Here is a 19882-nt window from a genome sequence, read left to right on the forward strand (position 1 = left end):
TTCAGCCCCTGATCAATTCAGGCTCTCGACTGCGAGGGCGATGCCCTGGCCGCCGCCGATGCACATGGTGACGAGGCCGTAGCGGCCGCGGATGCGGGCGAGTTCGGCGAGCAGCTTCACGGTGATGATCGCGCCCGTCGCGCCGATCGGATGGCCGAGCGCGATGGCGCCACCGTTCGGGTTCACCCGGTCCGGATCGAGGCCGAGCGCGCGCGAGACGGCGCAGGCCTGAGCCGCGAAGGCCTCGTTCGACTCGATCACGTCGAAATCGCCGATCGCGAGGCCGGTCCGCTCGCACAGCCGCCGCACCGCAGGGATCGGTCCGATGCCCATCTCGGACGGATCGACGCCGGCATGGGCGTAGCCGACGATGCGGGCGAGCGGTGTGAGTCCCTCCCGTTCGGCCGCGCCCTCGCTCGCCAGCACCAGGGCCGCCGCGCCGTCGTTGAGGCCCGAGGCGTTGCCCGCCGTCACGCTGCCGTCGCGCGTGAAGGCCGGGCGCAATCGGGCGAGGTCGGCCTCGCTCGTGGCCTTTGGGTGCTCGTCGGTATCGAATAGGGCGGTCGCCTTGCCCCGCGACACCTCGATGGGGAGGATCTGATCCCGGAACCGGCCCTCGCGGATCGCCGCCAGGGCCTTTGCCTGGCTCTGCGCCGCGAAGGCATCCTGTTGCGCGCGGCTGACGTCGTAGCGTTGCGCCACGTTCTCGGCCGTGATGCCCATATGGCCGTTGCCGAACGGGTCGCTCAGCACCCCGACCATGTAGTCGATCGCACGGATGTCGCCCATGCGCTGGCCGTTGCGTGCCGCCGACAGCATGTGGGGGGAGCGGCTCATGCTCTCGGCGCCGCCCGCGACCGCGATCTCGGCATCACCCAGCAGGATCGCCTGAGCCGCCGAGACGATCGCCTGCACGCCGCTGCCGCAGAGCCGGTTGACCGTGAAGGCCGGGACTTCCCGGGGCACGCCGCCCTCGATCGCGGCGACGCGGGCGATGTAGGCGTCGCGCGGCTCGGTCGGGATCACGTGGCCGAACACCACGTGGCCGACGCGCTCGCCCTCGATCCCGGCCCGACGCAGGGACTCGGCGACGCAGAGCGCACCGAGCGTCGTCGGCGGGACCTGGGCGAGGCTGCCCCCGAAGGTGCCGATGGCGGTGCGCACGCCGCTCGCGATGACGACGGATTCGCTCATGTCCGGTCTCTCTTGTCCTCGGCGCTGTCCCAGTTCCAGAAGGCATCGCCCTCCGCCTCAAGGGCGCGGTTCAGCACCATCTTGTGGACCTCGTCGGCCCCGTCCACGAGCCGGGCCTGACGGGCGTAGCGGTAGATCCATTCAAGCACGGTGTCGGTCGAATAGCCGCGCGCGCCGTTGATCTGGATGCCGCTATCGGCCGCCGCGTGCAGGAGGTTGGCGACGTGGACCTTCGCCATCGAGACCTCCTTGCGGGCGTAGGACCCGTTGTCGAGCGCCCAGGCCGCCTTCATCACCAAGAGGCGCCCGATCTCGATGCGCATGGCGAGATCGCCCAGCATCAGCTGGATGCTCTCGCGATCGGCGAGGCGCACGCCAAAACCCTGCCGTTCGGCCGCGTAGGTCCGAGCGATCTCGACGGAGCGCTTGGCGAGGCCGAGCCAGCGCATGCAATGGGTCAGCCGGGCCGGCCCGAGGCGGATCTGCGTGAGCTTGAGGCCGTCGCCCTCCCGCATCAGCACGTTCTCGGCCGGGATCTCGAGTCCCTCGAAGGCGATCTCGCAATGGCCGCCATGCTCTTCCGGGCCCATGATCCCGATCCGGCGCACGATGCGCCAGCCGGGCTGTTCCTTGTGAAACAGGAAGGCGGTCAGCCCCTTACGCGCGTCGTCGGAGGTGCGCGCCATCAGGATGAAGTGGGCGGCCTCCTCGGCGCCGGTGATGAACCATTTGGTGCCGGTGACGACGTAACGGTCGCCGCGCCGCTCGGCCCGCGTCCGGATCATGGACGGATCGGAGCCGCCACCGGGATGTGGCTCGGTCATGGCGAAGGCCGAGCGCACCTCGCCCGAAACGATCGGGGCGAGCCAGCGAGCTCGCTGCTCGGGCGTGGCCACCGCCTCCAGCACCATCATGTTGCCGTCGTCGGGCGCGGCGGCGTTGAACACCACCGGCCCGAAGATCGAGCGGTTCATCGCCTCGTAGCAGACCGCCATGCCGACCTTGTCGAGTCCGGCCCCGCCGGTCTCGGTGCGTAGCGCCAGGCACCACAGCCCGGCGGCGCGCGCCTTCGCCCGCTTCTCGGTGAGCAGCGGAAGGGCGATGTTGCCGTGCGCGTCGAAGGCGGCGGGATCGCGCTCCAGCGGGATCAGCTCCGCTTCGACGAAGGCGACGATCCGGCGGCGGTAATCCTCGACGCGGGCGGGAATACGGAAATCCATGCCTCGGCCTTCATCGATCCCGCTTCGGGTGCGGACGCCTTGAAAACGAGCGAGCGCTCGTTTTTTATAACCCGATCTCCAACCAAGCAAGCGCGTTTCGAGACATGGCGAAGACGATGCCGGCCGAGGCGCACCGGATCCCCGATCCCTACTCGGCGGAAGCCGCCTGCGCCCGAATTCTCGAGCGCCACCGCGACCGCATCGGCGTGCGCAAGGACCGCTTGGCCATCGCAAATCTCGCCCGCATCATCGCGGCGGTGCTGAAGCTCTCGGCGCAGAAGGGATTTCACGAGACGACGTTGCGTGACCTCGCCCGCGAGACCAATCTCAGCATGGGCGGCCTCTACGCCTATTTCGACACCAAGACCACGCTGTTGACGATGATCCTGACAGAGGTGGTCGAGTGCGTCGGGGCGGCGCTCGCCGCCGTGCCCGAAGAGGTCGCAGCCGACCCGCGGGCGCATCTGCGCTGGCTGATCGAGACGCATATCCGCCTCACCGAAGCGATGCAGCCGTGGTTCGTCTTCGCCTACATGGAGGCGAAGGGGTTTCCGAGGCCGGCGCGCCGCATGGCGGTGGAGAGCGAGGCGGGCACGGAGCGGATCTTCGCCACCGTGCTGGCCGAGGGCGCAGCGCGAGGGATCTTCGCGGTCCCGGATGTCGCTCTGACCGCGGCTCTGATCAAGCCGCTCCTGCAGGACTGGTACGTCAAGCGCGCCAAACACAGGCGGCGCGGCACGGGCATCGACCGCTACGTGGCCGCGGTGATCGCCTTCGTGGAGGGCGCGATCCGGCCGATGCCCGAGACGAAATGACTGAGCCCGGGGTTTCCCCCGGGCCCGGATCTAGATTTCTTTGAGGGTCACCGACCTCTCTGGGTCACTGGCCTGCCGCTTTTACTTGCCGCTCGGAGCGGCACCGCTCCCGGTGGACGCATTGCCGCTGCTATCGCCGGCGGGAGCACCGGGGGTCGACGTGCCCTGGGCCTGGGCCGCCGAGAGGCCGCCCGCGACGAGCGCCAGGGCAAGGCAGAAGCTCTTGATCGTCATCGTGAACCTTTCCGTCGAGATCGTGTCTAATCGCGCAGCTCAACGAAGGCGCGCCGTCTCTCGTTCCGCGTGGGCCGGCCGTTCTTTGTCCGGCAACCGAGTGCGAGTTCGCCCGATCTTAAGGTTTTGCGCATTCGATCCCGACGGGGGATGGCGCGGTCGCCGCCCGAGTCAGCGGAAGCGCCGCCCTTGCAGATCAGCCTCGTCGCAGCCCGTGCGCCGCTGCCCGAATGGCAGCGCCTCCTCGCGCGCAGGCTCGCGGACGCGGGCCACCAAGTCGCGTGGATCCGGATCGCCGAGCCACGACCCGGCTCCAGCGCCCTCGCGCTGCTGCTGCAACTCGAGGCGCTGCTGTTCCGCCTGCCGCGGCCCGGCCTTGCCGAAGCGTCAGGGGGCGAACCTGACTTGCCTGCGCCCGACGGTCCGTCCGATCTGCTCATCGACCTGACCGGCGGGTCGGAGCATGCCGCAGCCCTTCGCCTGCACGTCGACGCATCGCCGGACCCCGAGGCGCTTCCTGCCGCGCTCCTGCGCCGGCACAGTCCGGAACTCAGCGTCCTCCGCGACGGCCGCGTGCTCGCCTCCGGACGCCCGGCAGTCGAGAATCGCGACATCCTGACGATCGGCCTCAACCATGTCCTGGAGCGGGCGGTCGATCTGCTGGTTCAGGCGGTGCGCGCGGCTGAGTCCGGCGCGATGGGCGTGGTCGCCTCCGCTTCCGTGGAGCGCTCGGCACCGTCGCCCGCCCGCTTCCTTCTCACGACGCTCGTCGGCAAGGCGCTCGCGCGGCTGTCATGTCGGGGCGAGACTTGGAACATCGGCTGGCGTGGCCTCGGCGCCGAGCTCGGGCCGTTTCCTTCCGCGCTCGATGCCGGGCGCTACCGCTGGCTGCCGCCCGATCCGACGCGGTTTCTCGCCGACCCCTTCATCTGGGAGGAGGGCGGACAGACCGTGATCCTCTGCGAGGAATTTCCGTTCGCCACCGGGAAGGGTGTGATCTCCGCGGTGACGATCGGGTCGGACGGCCAGCCGAGCCCGCCCCGGGTGGTGCTGGAGCGGCCCTATCATCTGTCCTATCCGTTTCTGATCCGACACGCGGGCGAGATCTGGATGATCCCCGAGACGTCCGCCAACCGCACGGTCGAGCTGTACCGGGCCGACCCGTTCCCGGACCGTTGGGTGCGGGAGGCGGTGCTGCTGGAGGACATCTGCGCCGCCGACGCCACCGTGACCCTGGTCGGAGGGACATGGTGGATGTTTGCCGCCACCACCGGTCCCCTCGGCTCGAGCTGGGATGCCTTGAGCCTGTTCACCGCCCCCGATCTTCGCGGCCCCTGGCGTCCGCATCCGGGGAACCCCGTGCTGATCGACGCCTCCTCGGCGCGGCCGGCTGGGGGCATGTGGCGCGCGGGCGATGCGCTCTGGCGCGTCGGGCAGGATTGCCGCTCTCGCTACGGCGCCGGCCTCGCCCTCTGCCGAGTCGATCGCCTCGACGAGGACGGCTACGCGCAGACCGTCGAGGGACGCTTCGCCCCACCGCCGTCCTGGTCGGCGCTCGGTTGCCATACCCTCAACCGGTCGAGCCGCCACGCGGTGATCGACGCCGTCTGGCCACTCGGCGGCCAGGCACCCGGACGCCGTTTCGACACTGTGGGGTGACCACGACGTCTCGTTCCGGATCTTAACTGTTCCCGGACGGATCAAGCGGGTGTGCACGCAGTTTGCTCCACCCGAACGGGTCTGCGGAGTAACCGGTGTGGACGATCAAGCTTACCGGGCCATCGGATCGCGGGCGGACCGCGATAGGGAGGCCGTGGACGCCGAGGCGGGCGACGCCGCCGTCGACGCCGGGCGGGAACCGCCCGCGACGTGGCCGACCCGATTTCACGAGCTAGGTCGGGCCGGCCGGCCCGCTCCGGCCCGCAAGGTGCTGCTCTACGTCCACGCCCTCGCGGGCGGCGGAGCGGAGCGGGTCTGGGCGCTGCTCGCCAGCGGCCTCGCCACCCTCGGCCATGACGTTCTGCTCGCAGTCGATTACGAGGCCGTGGAGAACCTCGCACTGATCGGTCCGCAGGTTCGCATCGTTGTGCTCGGCGGCGGCCACGCGGGCTCTGTCGTCCGGTTGGCCCGCCTGATCCGGCGGGAGCGGCCGGATGTGTCGATCTCGGCGCTCGCCTCCTCGAACGTCAAGCACACCTTGGCGGCTCTGTTCGCCGGGCGCCTGCGCCGCTGCATCATCTCGTATCACGGCTACCGCGTGAACGAGCGCGGCCTGCTCAGCCGCATCGGCTACGCCGCGACCCCGCTCCTGACCCGTGCCGCCCGGTCCACGGTGGCGGTCTCCGATGGGCTGGCCGGCTACCTCAGGACCCGCCTCTCCGCCGACGCCGCACGCCTTGTCCGGATCTACAACCCGGTGCTTTGGAAGCCGGCGCCGGACCAGCGCCGGGCCGTGATCCCGCCCGTCATTCTCGCGGTCGGGCGACTCGACCGCCAGAAGGACCATCTCCACCTCCTGCACGCCTTCGCGCGCCTGCGCCGCACGGAGGCCCGCCTCGTCATCCTGGGGGAGGGGGAGGAGCGACCGGCGATCGAGGCGGAGATCGTCCGGCTCGGGCTCGGGGCGCGGGTGAGCCTGCCGGGCTACGTCCGGGATCCGTCCGCGGTCTTCGCGCAGGCCGCCTGCCTCGTCCTGTCGTCGCGTGTCGAAGCCTTCGGCCTCGCGGTCGTCGAGGCGCTCGGCCACGGCCTGCCGGTGGTCTCGACGGATTGCGACGGGCCGCGGGAGATCCTGTCCGATCCCGCGCTCGGCACCCTCGTGAAGCGGGGCGACGTGGACGCGATGGCCCGCGCCATCGACGCGGCGCTGGACGACCGCGGCGACGTGGAAGGCCGGCGCCGGCGCCGGGCCGAGGACTTTTCGCCGGAACGCGCGGTCGCGGCGTACTCGGCCCTGATCGAATCGATCTGCGCCGCCGACGAGGCCGTCCTACGCGGCGCCCAGTGACCCGCCATCGACGGCCATCCCCAGCGAACCGGGTCGTCCGTTTACGGTGCGGTCGGCCCCGAGCTACGCCGGCTTGGCGCGAAACCCATGTCCCGACAGGAGTTTGGAGGGGTGGCGCGTCGCGGCGCAGCCTGGAGCGCCGCCGGAGCGACGCTGGCCTGCGGCGGCCCGCTATGTCTTTGTCGCAGGCATGACTGCGACCGGCCGCAGGCTGCGGCTCCTCCTGTACACCCATGCGCTGACCGGCGGCGGTGCCGAGCGCGTCTGGGTAACCCTCGCCGCCCGGCTGGCCGAACGCGGCCACCACGTCACGTTCGCGTACGATTCCGATGTCGAGGGCGTCGGTCCGGCGATCGACCCGCGGGTCCGGCTCCTCCGGCTCGGACACAACCACGCCGCCGCGGTCATGCGCCTCGCAAGCCACCTCGCCCGCGAGCGGCCGGACCTGTCCGTGTCGGCGCTCGGTGTCTCGAACCTCAAGCACGCGCTCGCCGCCCTTGCGGTCGGGCGGCATCGGCGTGCCCTGATCTCCTTTCACGGCCATCCCGCGAGCGAGCCCGAGGGACTCAGCCGCCTCGGAAACCGCGCAACGCCTCTCCTCAGCCGCCTGACGGCCCGCTCGATCTTCGTCTCGGAGGGACTGCGTGCCCATTACCGCGACGCGCGCGGCGCGAGCCCCGCCCGCTCGGTGCGCATCTACAACCCGGTTGAGACCGAGGCCGCGGTGCCGGCGGAGAGCGTCGAGGTGCTGCGCTCCCGTCCGCGCACCGTCCTGGCGGTCGGACGGCTGGCGCCGGCCAAGGATTTCGCGATGCTGCTACGGGCTTTCACCCGGGTCCGAACGGATGCGCACCTCGTCATCGTCGGCGACGGGCCCGAGCGCGGCGCGCTGCGGGCGCTGGCCGATGATCTCGGCCTCGGCGGGCGCGTCACCTTCGCGGGCGCGGTGAACCGGCCGTGGCGCTTCTACCGCGAGGCGGCCTGCTTCGCCTCCTCTTCCCGGGCGGAGGCGTTCGGCAACGTCGTGGTGGAGGCGCTCGCCCACGGCCTTCCGGTGGTGGCGACCGCCTGCGACGGGCCTTCCGAGATCCTGGCCGATGGCCGGTTCGGCACGATGGTCCCGATCGGGGACGCCGCCGCCATGGCGGCGGCGATCGACGCGCAGCTTGCCGAGCCGGGCGACCCGGAGCCCCGGATCCAACGCGCCGAGGCCTTCGCCACCGATGTCGCGGTCGACCAGTACGAGGCGCTGTTCCGGGACGTGCTCGCGGAGCGCGGCGACTGACCTCGAGGCCGTGCCGGACTCCCGGTTTGAGGGGGGCGTCTCTCGCCGCACCGGCATCCCCCGCGGCGGATGGCACGCGCGCCAATGAGGCTTCCGACGCGAGCGCGGGCTCATGCACATTCGCGATCCGAGTCGACTTCGAGCTTCTCTGGACGGCTATCCAGGTGCAACCGTCCGGAGCCAGAACGCTCAGCCGACGCGACGCACACCATCAAGAACCGCAGGGATGCAGGATGGAGGTCAAACCACTCTGCATGTCTCGACCTTGATCGGGTCTTCGCGCGAGAGCGGCCGACCCTGCGTCTTCACAATCGGCAGCGTGAGGCCGCCGGCAAACTGGGTGCCAAGGGATCGTCCCGCCAAACTTCCAGGCCGATGATGGCGCGGGCCTTGTCGCTGCTGCCGGGTCGAAACGAAAGCCGGCTGGTTCCAGCTCGCTGCGAGCGGCCGGAAGTGCCGACGCGGCACGCCTGCGTGTCAGATCGGTCATTGGCCCAGGCTGCCGCGCGTGACGGCATTCGGGAACCAGACGGTCCTGACGCACTTGGCGGCCGACGCGCGCTCAGGCGATGCCGGAACTCCGTCCGAGGCGATCGGTGGCGGTGGGGCCGCATCGGCTCCGATGCGGCCCGTGGGGTGAACCTTGCCACAAGGGCTTGGGCGACCGAGTGAACCGGCAGGTGTTCCGCCCCCGAGCAGGAGGCGTTCAACTGAGGCGCTCGTCCTCCGTCAGGCCGTCGCCACCGCACCCTCGGTGAGGGCGCCGCCGGCCTGGAGCATCCGGTGGCGCGCGAAGAGCCGCTTCATCTGGGCGTAAATCGCGAACGGCTCCACCGTCTCGCGCACGCGCTCGGGTTGAATCTGTCCGCTCCGGATCTCGTCCCAGAGCGTCGCGAAGGCCTCAGCCAGGGCCTCGGCCGAGGCCGCGGTGTCGTCTCGTCGAGCGACGAGGACCCCGCTCGATCCCGGCACGATCAGGGCGTCGAATTGCGGCAGGCGGATTGCACCGAACGGACGGCCCGCGGCGAGCGCCTCCAGCATGAAGCAGGGCATGCCCTCGAAGTACGACGTCATGATGCCGGCGTGGCAGCGCGCCATCACGGCGGCCACGCCCTGGGCGTTCTGGAAGCCGTGCAGGACCGTGACATCGCGCACCGCCGCGAATTCCGGATACCGGCTCGGATCCGTGGCGCCAACGTAATGCAGCTCGACCCGGCCGAGCCGCCGCCGCAGCGCCGCGACCGTACGGAACAGGAGCGGCGGGTCCTTGAACTCGTCGAGGCGCCCGGCGAAGACAAGGCGCAGGGTGTCGTCATCGCAGGCGAAGGGCGTCGGCCGGAAGATGTCGGTATCGACCGAGACGCTGAGCAGCTCCGCCTTGTGGTAGGCGTGCGGAAACGTCGTCTTCAGCCGCTCCACGATGGTGGGGTTGACGCAGAAGATCCGCTCGGCCGAGCGCAGCGCCAAGCGTTCGCAGGCGCTGTGCAGGAACCAGTAGGTCTTGATCAGCGAGTCCATCCGATCGTTTTTCGAGCCCTCGCCGTGGATCATCTGTACGGCCGGGAGGCCGAGGAGCCGGGCCAGCGGCGCGAACTCGAAGCGGTGCAGGTCGGCCGTGGCTGGGCCGGGCCCGAGGGCGCGGCGGATCGCGCCGAGATGGCGCAGGGCGCCCAGGACGTAGCGGAGTGTCGTCGACTGCACGAGGCGCTTGGCCGCGACGTTGACGGCGTCCGGCTCGACCCTGGCGACGGGCAGGAAGTCGAAGCTGCCTCCCCCGATCGTCAGGCGCTGTACCCTGCCGAGCTCGCAATCGCCCCGCTCGTCCGTGCCGATGAAGAGCACCGAGAAATCCTCGGGGTGATGGCTCAGGATCTGCCGGATATGGGTCTCGATGCCGCCGACCTTCGTGCCGCGCGGGTCCATCGTGTACATCAGGCAGAGGCGGTACATCGCTCGCTCGCTCGCTGGGACCCGGGGCCGCTCGCGCGGGCCGGTCTGGATCGGGGATGGCGCGGGGGCCGTGTCGGAGAGGGACATCGCGGGCCCCGATCAGAAGGCGTGGTCGCGCACGCGGCGCGGGGCGCTCCATTCGGAGACGCCCTGCACCTCGGCCCGCGCAATCGCCGGGCGGGCCGGCTGCCGGCCGGGCTCCCGGGCTAGGCGGCGCCAGTCGAGGAGGATCGCCGTGATGAGGCTGAGCGCGATCGCGGCAGCCGCGGCGATCAGCAGGACCGCCTTGGTGTTCGGGCTCGCCGGGCGCGAGGCTGGGATCGCGGGCGCCACGACGCGCGCCACCGGCGTGTCCACGCTGTCCTGCGCGAGGTTGCCGTTCGCCCGCAGGAAGCGCTGGTAGACCGCGCGGTTCGCCTCGGCCTCGCGCTCCAGCTCGCGCAGGCGCAGGATCGCTTGGTTGGTCTCGGTGGTGTCGCGCTTCTGCGATTCGACCTGTCCCTTGAGCTGCTTCTCGACGGCCGCCGCGCTCGCCACCTCGGCCCGCTGGGATTCGGCGAGCCGGCGCAGCTCGGCGCTGATCGACGCGCGCAGGCCCGCGAGCTGCTGCAGCACCTCGAGGAGGGCCGGGTGACGCGGCCCGAGCGTCGCTGCGAGGTTGTCGCGCTGGCGCTTGATCTCGGCGTACTGGATCCGGAGCTGCTGGATCACACCCGAGCGCAGGGCCTCCCCGGTGGCGCCCGGATCGCTGCCGGTCCGGGCCTGCTCGATCTGCGCGAGACGCGACTGCGCCTCGCTGCGGCGCATCTGCGCCTTGGCGAGCTCGCTCGCGATCGTCTCGAGCTGCTGCTCGTTCAGCAGGCGGCCGTTGGCGCTGAGGATCCGGTTGCGGATCTTGAAGGCCTCGGCCTCGCCCTCCGCCGTCCGGATCTTGCCCTCCAGCTCCGCGAGCCGGCTGCGGACCCAGGTGCTCTCGGCATGGGTCGCATTCGCCTTCGCATCGATCTGGTCCGCGATGAACGCGTCGGCGACATCGTTGGCGAGCCGAGCCGCGCTGGCGGGATCGCGCGACCAGACGTCCAGATCGATCAGCAGGGTGCGCTCGGAGCGGCGCACCACCAGCCGATCGGCAAGCGCGCTCAACGCGGCCTGACGCAGATCGACCGGGGCCGCCGGGGCAGAGGGGACACCAAGGAAGCGCTTCAGACGCTGCGTCAGGCCGTCGCCCGTCGGCACGAATTCGGGGTTCTGGTCGAGACGCTCGCGCTCGACCACCCGGCGCAGGACGGCCGGTGTCGAGACCAGCTTCACTTGGCTCTCGACGACGTTGGCGTCGATGGCTTGGCGCGTCGTCGCGTCGGCGCTGAAACTCGCGCCGCCGCGCGGATCGAGGAGCATGGAGACGGAGCTTCGGTAGAGCGGCTGAGCCAGCGCGAGATAGACCCCCGCCGCCGCCAGGACGCTGCCGGAGACGGCGGCCATCGCGAGCTTCTGCGTCCGCAGGATGGTGCCCAGCTCGCGCAGGCTGACGAACTCGGCGGGTGCGGCCGTGCCAATCTCTTCCGGCGGGTGCGGGACGGTCTTCGCGAGGCTCACGGCAGATCTCCGTTCCGGGACCGATCTGTCTCCCACTGGGACAGATCGTGCGGTGTCTGCCTGTTCACGGCATGACCCGTGCCGCGCAAATCTGATTTCAGGCGTTGACGCGGCCTGCCGGCGGTATCCTTAACAGTTGGCTGGCGTCACAGCAGTGTTTTGCTGCGAATTGTGCAAGGCGATCTTCTGAGACACTAGATAGACAGGCTTGTCTCGATTCAAAAGCGGCACTCGCTTTGCTGTGTCACCGAGAGCCGAATAACGCGGCCGTCTCGATGTCCCAGATCGAAACGGAGCGAACCGAAACAGGAATTGCAGGATCTGGCCGCGCAGACAGCGCGCCGTGTCCCGAGAAGCCAAGCCGAGAGGATGTCATGACGAGCGATGCGCCGATCTTCACCGCCTGGAGCGAGCAGGACGCCGCTCTCTGGAAGACTCAGCCCGTGCGGCTCGCGCACCGGCTTCACGAATCGCCGCTGTTCTCGCGCGATGGGCTCGCCGCGCTGATCGAGCGCTACCCGTCCAAGCACTACAACCTCGTTCACATGGGCGCGCCCGGCCAGCGTCGCTCCTGGCGGGAGGGCGAGATCGGGAACCTCACGGGTGCGGAGGTGATCACCGCGATCGAGCAGGGCCGGATCTGGATCAACCTGCGCAATGTCGCCAAGGTCGACCGTGCCTATGCCGACTTGCTGAGCGAGATCTTCGCGGAGCTGCGCGGGCGGATGCCGGGCTTCGATACCTTCAACGAGGGGATCGGTATCCTGATCTCGTCGCCCAACGCCCAGGTGTACTATCACGCCGACCTGCCCGGCCAATCACTCTGGCAGATCGCCGGCCGCAAGCGCCTCTATCTGTATCCGAATACCACGCCGTTCCTGGCGCCCGAGCACTTGGAGGGCATCGCCCTGTTCGGGCACGAGATGGATGTGCCCTACCAGCCCTGGTACGACGAGTACGCCAAGGTGGTGGACCTCGAGCCCGGCCAGATGATGCACTGGCCGCTCAATGCCCCGCACCGGATCGAGAACTTCGACTGCCTGAACATCTCGATGACGATGGAGTACTGGACCGACGAGATCCGGCGCCGGCACATCGTGAACGTGGCCAACGGTATCCTGCGCGAGGGCTTCGGGATGGCCCCGAAGAGCCGGTCCATCGCGGGCCCGGGCTTCCTCGCCAAGACGGTGCTGCAGAAGGCCCTGCGCAACCGCGACTGGAGCCCCAAGGGCCAGCCGAAGCGCGGGCGCCCGCCGGTGGATTTCCGCCTCGACCGGACGCAGCTCGGCAAGATCGTCGATCTGACGCCGGCCGGCGCCTGAGGAGGCCGCCGTGGCCACGCCCGTCGCCCTGCGCTCCGGCGCTCCGTCCCGTGCGGCAGCCGCTGCCCGCTACGTCGTTACGATCGCCACGGACTGGGCGGACGTGGAAGGTCTCTGGTCCCCGCTGATGCGGGCGGGGACCGAGACCCCGTTCCAGGACGCGCCCTGGCTCGCCGCTTGGTACGCGCATCCGGGCCGGCGCCCCGGCGTCACGCCCCTGCTCGTCACCGTGCGCGAGGGGACGGGCGGGCGTATCGCAGCCGCTTTTCCCTGGACGCTCAGCCGCGAGGGCGGGATGCGCGTCGTAGGCTTCGCCGACGACGGCATCACCGACTACAACGCGGCCCTGCTCGGGCCAGCGGCGCCGGACGATGCGGCCGGCTGGGCGCGCCTCGCGCAGGCGGTCCGCAAGGCGCTGCCGCCGGCCGACCTCCTGCGCCTCGAGAAGGTCGCGGGGCCGGCCGCGCTCTGGCCCGGTGCGCAAGCCTCGAGCCTCTACGGCAACGTCATCCGCACGGGCGAGTCCTGGGAGGCGCACCACCGCGGCCAGGAGCGGACCTTCCGCAAGGAGTTGGAGCGGAGCTGGCGGGTGTTCTGCAAGCACGACGGCGCGGCCTTCCGGCACGTGACCGAGCCTGCCGAGGCGGCCCCCGTGATGGAGGCCCTGGAGCGGCTCCAGCGCGAGCGCATCGCCGAGCTCGGCGCTCCCTACATCCTCGACCGGCCCGATCTCGCGGCCCATTACCGCGCGCTCCTCACGGAGGGCCTCGCGCGCGGAACCGCGGTCCTCACGGCGCTGACGGTTGGTGACGAGGTCGTCGCCGCCTTGTTCGGCCTGCGCCGGGCCGGCCATTACGCGATGGTCCGGCTCGCCGTCACGGGGGATCCGGCCTGGCGCAACACCTCGCCCGGCCGCCTCCTGATCGCCCGGACCATGGAGCACCTGCACGCCGCGGGTGATCGGACCTTCGACTTCACCATCGGCGAATACGCCTACAAGCGGCGCTTCAACGTCGCGGCGGTCCCGCTGAAGACCGTTATGGCGCCGCTCTCCCCGCGGGGGTGGGTCCCGTGCGCCGTCGACGCAGCCCGCCGCGCGGCCAAGCGGCACCCCGCTCTCGTGCGCCTGCGGACGCGGCTCAAGGGTACGGCGCCCGTGGACATGCCGCCGGCCTGAGGCCGGTCTCGCCACCGGACCGCATGGGTCGATGATCCATGCGGTCCGGCGCGGGGTTTGTCAGGCGGCCCGGCGCCGCAGCGGCCAGCTCCCGCGCCAGTGCTCGTGGAACAGCAGCGCCATCACCGCGAGATAGACGCTGCCCGCCCCCGCCACGGTGAGCACCAACTCGATCCGGGCCAGGTGCATCGGGGCGAGCGCCAGCGCGCAGATCATCAGACCCGTCGCGCCCGCGATCCGCAGGAAGCCGCCGACCGGGAAGCGGAAGCCCTCGCGCATCGCGGCGCCGAAGCAGAGCAGGAAGCCGACGACGCTGCCGAACAGGCAGCCGACGCAGGCGCCGGCCAGGCCGCCGATCATCAAGCCGATGCCGCAGGCGGCGAGCGTCGCGACCGCCTCCACCGCGTTGACCATGAGCAGGAACCCCGTCTTCTCGGCGAGCAGGAAGACCTGATCGGCGCAGTGCACCCGGATGTTGCGGATCGCCGCCGCGATCGCCGCGATCGGCAGCACGATCGCCGTGACGGCGCGGAACTCCGCGCCGATGAACAGCTCGACGAGGGGCGGAGTCAGCCAGACGATGCCGGCCGTTGCCGGGACCGTCACGGCCAGGACGAGAATCCCGTTGCGCGCGACCTGCGAATAGGCCGCGGCCGGGCCCGCCTGCACCATGCGCTCGACCGCGATCGGGAAGGCCGCCGCGGTCACCAGCATGGCCGCGACCGACAGCAGGCGCTGCCCGAGGCCCCAGCCGACCGACAGCAGGCCCACCGCGGCGGCCCCCTGCATGTGCTCCACGATCACCCGGATGCCGTTGACGGTGGCCCAGCCGATGGCCCCGCTGACGACCAGCGGCAGGCTGAAGGCGAAGGCGCGGCGCGTCACCGCCCAGTCGGGCGACACCGACAGGGAGGGGATCACCGCCCGCCAGAGCAGGGGCAGCACCAGGATCTGCGCCGTCGCGAAACCCGCGAGCACGGCGGCGGCGGAGGGCTCGCGCAGGACGAGGGCGACCGCCAGGACGAGCCCGAGGACCGGACCGGCCGTCTGCGCCAGGGTGTAGAGGCCGATCGCCTGCGATGCCCGCGCCCGCTCCGCGATGTGGGCGGTCAGGCAGCGGGTGACCGTGTAGGCGATGGCCGCGGCGACGAGGCCGGCGCTCGGCGGCGTCTCGCCGAAGGCGAGGATCAGCCACGTCATCACGATCTGCAGGACGGAGCTGACGAGCAGCGTGGCGTTCTCGTGCGCGGCGAGGCCGCCGCGCTCCGCGAGCCCGATCGTGGCGGCGAAGCGCAGGACGTAGGACGACCACCACGACAGGCAGAGCTGGAACACGAGCTCCTGCAGGGCCATGATCAGCGCCACCGTGCCGAAGGCGCCCGGCGGGAGCAGGTGCGTCCACACGACGACCGCCGCGAACTGGGCGACCGGTCCCATCACCTGGGCCGGCAGATAGCGGAGCGTGCGAGACAACAGCACGGTGGGCTCCCGGTTTCGCGGCGCGAGCGGCGCCGGACTCTCCCCATACGGCGATCCCCTCACCAAGCCGTGAAGCCGGGTGCGGAAACGCGATCGCCGGCGCGACTCCTGGTCCTTATCGCCCTCTTAATCTACCAGTGGTTGTGGTACGGAAGAGGGCGATGAGCCGGGGCGAATCAAGGCGGCCGTCATGGAGCGCAGATCGATCGGGGGGACCGAGATCCGGCGTGCGGTTCGCACGCTGCTGACGCACGCGGCCTTCAGCAAGTCCCCGAAGCTGTCCGCCTTCCTGGACTACATCGTGGAGGAGAGCCTCGCGGGCCGCGGGAATCTTCTCAAGGCCTACACCATCGCGACCCAGGCCCTCGGACGCGGAACCGATTTCGATCCGGTCGCCGATGCCATCGTGCGCGTCGAGGCGCGCCGCCTGCGCCAGGCCCTGCGGACGATCTACGAGGAGCCCGGATGTGCTCTCCGGGTGCACGTGGACTTGCCGCTCGGCCGCTACGAGCCGGTCTTCCGCCGCTTCCCGCTCGCGGCTCCGGCCTCCGGACTGGGGAGCGGGGCGATCCGCGACGACCTCCTGCACGAGAGCGAGCGGCGCCATCTCGCCCGCGTGGTCGCGAGCGCCGTGGTCGAGTGGCGGGCAGGCCCCGACGGCGCCGTCACCTGGAGCCTCGGCTGGACCGAGCGCACCGGTCAGGAGCCGGAGGTGTTCAGCGGGGACGGCTGGCTCGACGCGATCCATCCGGACGACCGCGGTCGGACGCTCGACCTGTGGGCCGTCGCGCGCCGGGCGGGCGAGCCGGTGGAGATCCCGTTCCGGGTGCTGCATCTCGACGGAAGCTATCGCTGGATGCTGACCCGCGGGGTGCCGCAGGAGAACCCGGACGGCTCGGTCCGGGGCTGGATCGGGACCGTGATCGATCAGGCGGCACCGCCCGAGATCGGCCCATCCGGCCTGTCGACCCGTCCGGTCGATGGGCTCGCAGCGGCCCGCCGCCTCGGCACCATCTACGAGATCCTCCGCAACAGCCGCGCCGAGGAGGAGCGGATCCGTATCCTCCGCAGCTCCGAGGTCCGGCAGCTGTCCGACGGGCTGGAACGGCTCGGGCTGCTGATCGGCGAACGGCCTGGGGCGAGCAGCTCGCGGGGCCCGTTGGGAGCCGAGCACGCGATTCCTAACCGTTAGATTGTGCACCGATCCCGTCGCACGACCCAGAGCTGTAACAGACGTTAAGACCCCGCGCGGATCCTGGCGCGATCCTGGCGGCCCGCCGCGCCGTCCCAAGATCAGCCCAAGGACGCGTCGGACCCGATGGAGTGCGTGCAGACCGAAGACGCGGAGCGGCTCGAGGCCCTGCGCGAGCTGGCCCCGCCCGGCTCGCCGCGCAATGCCGAATTCGACGCCCTGGTGCGGACGGCCCGCGCGCTGTTCGGCATGCCGATCGCCCTGATCTCCCTCGTCGAGTCCGAGACCCAGACCTTCGTCGCCCGTGCCGGAACGGAACTCGCGGGCACGCCCCGCGCGGTCTCGTTCTGCACCCATGCGATCCGCTCGGATGCGGTCTTCGTCGTCGCCGACGCCAGCCGCGACCCGCGCTTCTGCGACAGTCCCCTGGTGACCAGGGATCCGGGTATCCGCTTCTACGCCGGCGCGCCGCTCATCGCCGGGCCCGGTCTGCGGCTCGGGACCCTCTGCGTTGCCGACACGCGGCCGCGCCGATTCTCAACGGAGGATCGCGCCCAACTCCAGGACCTCGCGCGGATCGTGGTGGCGCAGATGAAGGCTAGGCGCGCCGAGTGGGCTGCGCGCGAGAGCGGCGCGAATTTCCGGCTGCTTGCCGAGAACACCACCGACATGATCACCCGCTGCGATCTCGACGGGACGCGCCGCTACGTCTCCCCCGCGAGCGTGAGCCTGCTCGGCTACCGGCCGGAGGAGCTCGTCGGTACCCGGCCGATCGACGGCGTGCATCCCGACGACGCGCCGGCCTACGCCCGCCTTCTGCAACACGTGAAGGACGGCCGCCTCACCCGCGCGGTCACGCAGCAGCGCTACCGCCACAAGAACGGCGCGTGGATCTGGACCGAGGTCTCGTTCGGGCTGGCCTACGATGCCGCGACCGGGCGGCCCAGCGGTTATGTCGCCGCGGTGCGCGATATCGCGCAGCGCAAGGCGGACGAGGAGCAGATGGTGCATATGGCCCATCACGACCCGCTCACCGGCCTGCCGAACCGCGCCTTTCTGGACGTCGAGCTCGACCGCGCGATCGAGCGCGCTGGCCGGGCAGAGGGCTTCGGGTTGCTCTGCCTGGATCTCGACCGCTTCAAGCCGATCAACGACACGCTCGGGCACCTTGCGGGGGACGCTCTCCTGCGCACCGTCGCGGAGCGCCTGCGCGCCCTCCTGCGGACCGGGGACACCGTGGCTCGAGTCGGGGGCGACGAGTTCGTCATCCTGCAGACCGGCTGCGCCCGGGCTCAGGACGCCGCGCTCCTCGCCGAGCGCCTGATCGCCGCGATCGCTCGGCCGATCGACCTCGACGGCCACCCGGCTTGCATCGGCGTCAGCATCGGGATCGCGCTCGCCCCCGCGAACGGCCTGGACCGGCGCGGGCTGCTCGCCTGCGCCGACCGGGCGCTCTACGGCGCCAAGGCGGCGGGCCGGAACACCTTCCGCTTCGCCGAGGGCATCGCTGCTCCCGAACGCTCCGTCTCCCCGGTTGCGGCGCCCTGCTCCCTCACCCACCAGCGGAATGGCCCGGAGCGGACCGAGGCCGAGCGCCTGGACCTGCTCCTGCGCGCCGGGCAGATGGTCGCCTGGGAGCACGATCTGCGCACCGGGATCAGCACCCAGTCGGGGAACGCGGGCGAGATCCTCGGGGCCGATACCGCGCTCGGGACAGGCTTCTTCGCCCGCGTCCACCCGGACGACCAGAATCGGATGGCCTCCTTCTTCGACGGCTCCGACGGGCGCGGCCATATGGAGTTTCGCTACCAGCCGCCTGAGGGGCCGATGCGGTGGCTGCGCTCGTGCGCCGAGAAGTTCGGCCGCGAGCGCATCGTCGGCATCACCTTCGACATCACTGAGCGCAAGCTCGCCGAGGAGCGGGCTTGGCAGGCCGCCCACCACGATGTCCTCACGGGCCTGCCGAACCGGCGCCTGTTCCAGCAGCGCCTCGATGCCGGCCTCGCCGCGGCGGGCCGCGACGGCTCCGGCCTAGCCCTGGTGCTCGTCGACCTCGACCTGTTCCAGGACGTGAACGACGCCTTCGGCCAGGATGCCGGCGACGCGATCCTGATCGAGGCGGCGGCCCGGCTCGCCGAAGGCCTCGGCCCGGACGACCTCGCGGCGCGCCTCGGCGGCGACGAGTTCGCCCTGCTGCTCGCCGCGCCGGAGGGGCTCGCCGGGGCCGTCGCCCACGCCGACGCCCTGCGGGAGCGCTTCAGCCGGCCCTTCCCCTATCAGGGGCGCACCCTGACCTGCCGGGCCAGCATCGGCATCGCGGCCTATCCCGATCACCACGACCGGCCGCAGGAGCTGATGAAGGACGCGCACGCGGCCCTGTTCCGCGCCAAGACCGGCGGCCGGAACCGGGCGACGGTGTTCACCCCGGAGATGCGGGCCGAGACCGAGCGGCGCGTCACCCTCGGCGCGGAGTTCCGCACGGCGCTGCAGGCCGGCCACATCGTGCCGTTCTACCAGCCCAAGGTCTGCCTCGCGACCGGGCGGATCGACGGGTTCGAGGCGCTCGCCCGCTGGATCCATCCCGTGCGCGGCGTGCTGACGCCGGGCGTGTTCTGCGCCGTGTTCGAGGATCCCGATCTCGCCAATGCCATCGGCGAGACCCTGGTGCGCCAGGTCGCCGCCGATCTCAGCGCCTGGCGCGGCCTCGGTATCGGCCGGGTCGCGGTGAACGTGTCCTCGGCCGAGTTCCGCAACCCGGACCTCGCGGAGCGCATCCTCGCCACGCTCGCCGCCGCCGACGTACCGCCCGCGCAGCTCGAGTTGGAGGTGACCGAGACGGTGTTCCTCGGCACGGGGGCCGACGGCGTGCCGACGACCCTGCGGCGGCTGCACGATAGCGGGATCCTGGTCACGCTCGACGATTTCGGGACGGGCTACGCCTCGCTCACCCACCTCAAGCAATTCCCGGTGGGTCACATCAAGGTCGATCAGAGCTTCGTGCGCAACATGGAGCAGGACCGCGACGACGCCGCCATCGTCGCCGCCGTGATCGGGCTCGGGCGCAGCCTCGGCATGCAGGTCACCGCCGAGGGCGTCGAGACGGCGGGCCAGGTGGAGCGCCTGCGGGCGCTCGGCTGCGACTACGCCCAGGGCTACCACTACGCCAAGCCCATGCCGGGCGCGGCGGTCCCGGAGTTCTTGGCCGCCCGTCGCGTGGTGCCGCCGCCGCGGGCCCTGCGCAGATCGGCCTGAGGCCGGATTGCGTCGAAGTCCAGGAGGCGGCGCCGGACCCATGGCCGTGGAACGCGAACGGCCCCGCGAAAGCGCCTCCCAGGTCTGCCGTGGGGCCCGTCCCAAGATCTGCCGAGAGTGATCGCCCGGTTTCGCGCCGAGCGGTCATGCCCTCAACAT

14 protein-coding genes are annotated in these 19882 nt (G+C 71.0%); 8 read left to right on the forward strand and 6 right to left on the reverse strand.

Features of this window, described 5'->3' with window-relative positions:
• Positions 1-12: 12 nt before the first annotated feature.
• Together ACS5RC_RS03700 and ACS5RC_RS03705 are read right to left on the reverse strand one after the other, a co-directional pair.
• Entirely contained in the window at positions 13-1194 is a 1182-nt protein-coding gene (locus ACS5RC_RS03700) for an acetyl-CoA C-acyltransferase family protein (protein WP_478342452.1), read from the reverse strand.
• On the reverse strand, positions 1191-2414 hold the full coding sequence (locus ACS5RC_RS03705; protein WP_478342453.1) for an acyl-CoA dehydrogenase family protein: 1224 nt from the start codon (positions 2412-2414) through the stop codon (positions 1191-1193). Before ACS5RC_RS03705 ends, ACS5RC_RS03700 begins: the two co-directional genes overlap by 4 nt.
• A gap of 104 nt (positions 2415-2518) precedes the next feature.
• On the opposite strand from ACS5RC_RS03705, the gene ACS5RC_RS03710 reads away from it, so the two are divergent.
• A complete protein-coding gene (locus ACS5RC_RS03710; protein WP_478342454.1) occupies positions 2519-3229 on the forward strand; it encodes a TetR/AcrR family transcriptional regulator in 711 nt (236 codons plus the stop codon).
• Positions 3230-3310: 81 nt separating this feature from the next.
• On the opposite strand, the gene ACS5RC_RS03715 is transcribed toward ACS5RC_RS03710, so the two are convergent.
• A complete protein-coding gene (locus ACS5RC_RS03715) occupies positions 3311-3463 on the reverse strand; it encodes a hypothetical protein (protein WP_478342455.1) in 153 nt (50 codons plus the stop codon).
• Positions 3464-3652: 189 nt separating this feature from the next.
• Here ACS5RC_RS03715 and ACS5RC_RS03720 point away from each other — a divergent pair, with 189 nt between their 5' ends.
• From ACS5RC_RS03720 to ACS5RC_RS03730, 3 genes are all read left to right on the forward strand, one after another.
• A complete protein-coding gene (locus tag ACS5RC_RS03720; protein WP_478342456.1) occupies positions 3653-5122 on the forward strand; it encodes a glucosamine inositolphosphorylceramide transferase family protein in 1470 nt (489 codons plus the stop codon).
• Between the two features lie 97 nt (positions 5123-5219).
• Positions 5220-6470 carry a glycosyltransferase gene (locus tag ACS5RC_RS03725; RefSeq protein WP_478342457.1) on the forward strand — a complete coding sequence of 417 codons (1251 nt, stop codon included), beginning with the start codon at positions 5220-5222 and terminating at the stop codon, positions 6468-6470.
• 190 nt (positions 6471-6660) lie between these two features.
• Entirely contained in the window at positions 6661-7755 is a 1095-nt protein-coding gene (locus ACS5RC_RS03730; protein WP_478342458.1) for a glycosyltransferase, read from the forward strand.
• Positions 7756-8484: 729 nt separating this feature from the next.
• Here the strand turns inward: ACS5RC_RS03730 and ACS5RC_RS03735 are convergent.
• Together ACS5RC_RS03735 and ACS5RC_RS03740 are read right to left on the reverse strand one after the other, a co-directional pair.
• The gene (locus tag ACS5RC_RS03735) at positions 8485-9705 is read right to left on the reverse strand and encodes a glycosyltransferase (protein ID WP_478342459.1); all 1221 of its coding nucleotides are present in this window, start codon (positions 9703-9705) and stop codon (positions 8485-8487) included.
• Positions 9706-9804: 99 nt separating this feature from the next.
• Positions 9805-11301, reverse strand: a complete 1497-nt coding sequence (locus tag ACS5RC_RS03740; protein ID WP_478342460.1) for a GumC family protein — start codon at positions 11299-11301, stop codon at positions 9805-9807.
• 374 nt (positions 11302-11675) lie between these two features.
• Between ACS5RC_RS03740 and ACS5RC_RS03745 the strand changes: the two genes are divergently transcribed.
• Together ACS5RC_RS03745 and ACS5RC_RS03750 are read left to right on the forward strand one after the other, a co-directional pair.
• Positions 11676-12623 carry a hypothetical protein gene (locus ACS5RC_RS03745; protein WP_478342461.1) on the forward strand — a complete coding sequence of 316 codons (948 nt, stop codon included), beginning with the start codon at positions 11676-11678 and terminating at the stop codon, positions 12621-12623.
• A 10-nt stretch (positions 12624-12633) separates the two neighbouring features.
• Positions 12634-13800 (forward strand): GNAT family N-acetyltransferase, encoded by a 1167-nt coding sequence (locus ACS5RC_RS03750; RefSeq protein WP_478342462.1) that lies wholly within the window; start codon positions 12634-12636, stop codon positions 13798-13800.
• Between the two features lie 60 nt (positions 13801-13860).
• On the opposite strand, the gene ACS5RC_RS03755 is transcribed toward ACS5RC_RS03750, so the two are convergent.
• Positions 13861-15279 (reverse strand): lipopolysaccharide biosynthesis protein, encoded by a 1419-nt coding sequence (locus tag ACS5RC_RS03755; protein WP_478342463.1) that lies wholly within the window; start codon positions 15277-15279, stop codon positions 13861-13863.
• A 190-nt stretch (positions 15280-15469) separates the two neighbouring features.
• On the opposite strand from ACS5RC_RS03755, the gene ACS5RC_RS03760 reads away from it, so the two are divergent.
• Both ACS5RC_RS03760 and ACS5RC_RS03765 read left to right on the forward strand, forming a co-directional pair.
• The gene (locus ACS5RC_RS03760; RefSeq protein ID WP_478342464.1) at positions 15470-16471 is read left to right on the forward strand and encodes a PAS domain-containing protein; all 1002 of its coding nucleotides are present in this window, start codon (positions 15470-15472) and stop codon (positions 16469-16471) included.
• A gap of 135 nt (positions 16472-16606) precedes the next feature.
• Positions 16607-19723, forward strand: coding sequence for a diguanylate cyclase domain-containing protein (locus ACS5RC_RS03765; protein ID WP_478342465.1), 3117 nt, complete (start codon positions 16607-16609; stop codon positions 19721-19723).
• Positions 19724-19882 lie beyond the last annotated feature (159 nt).

The organism is Methylobacterium sp. HJ2, assembly GCF_056431005.1.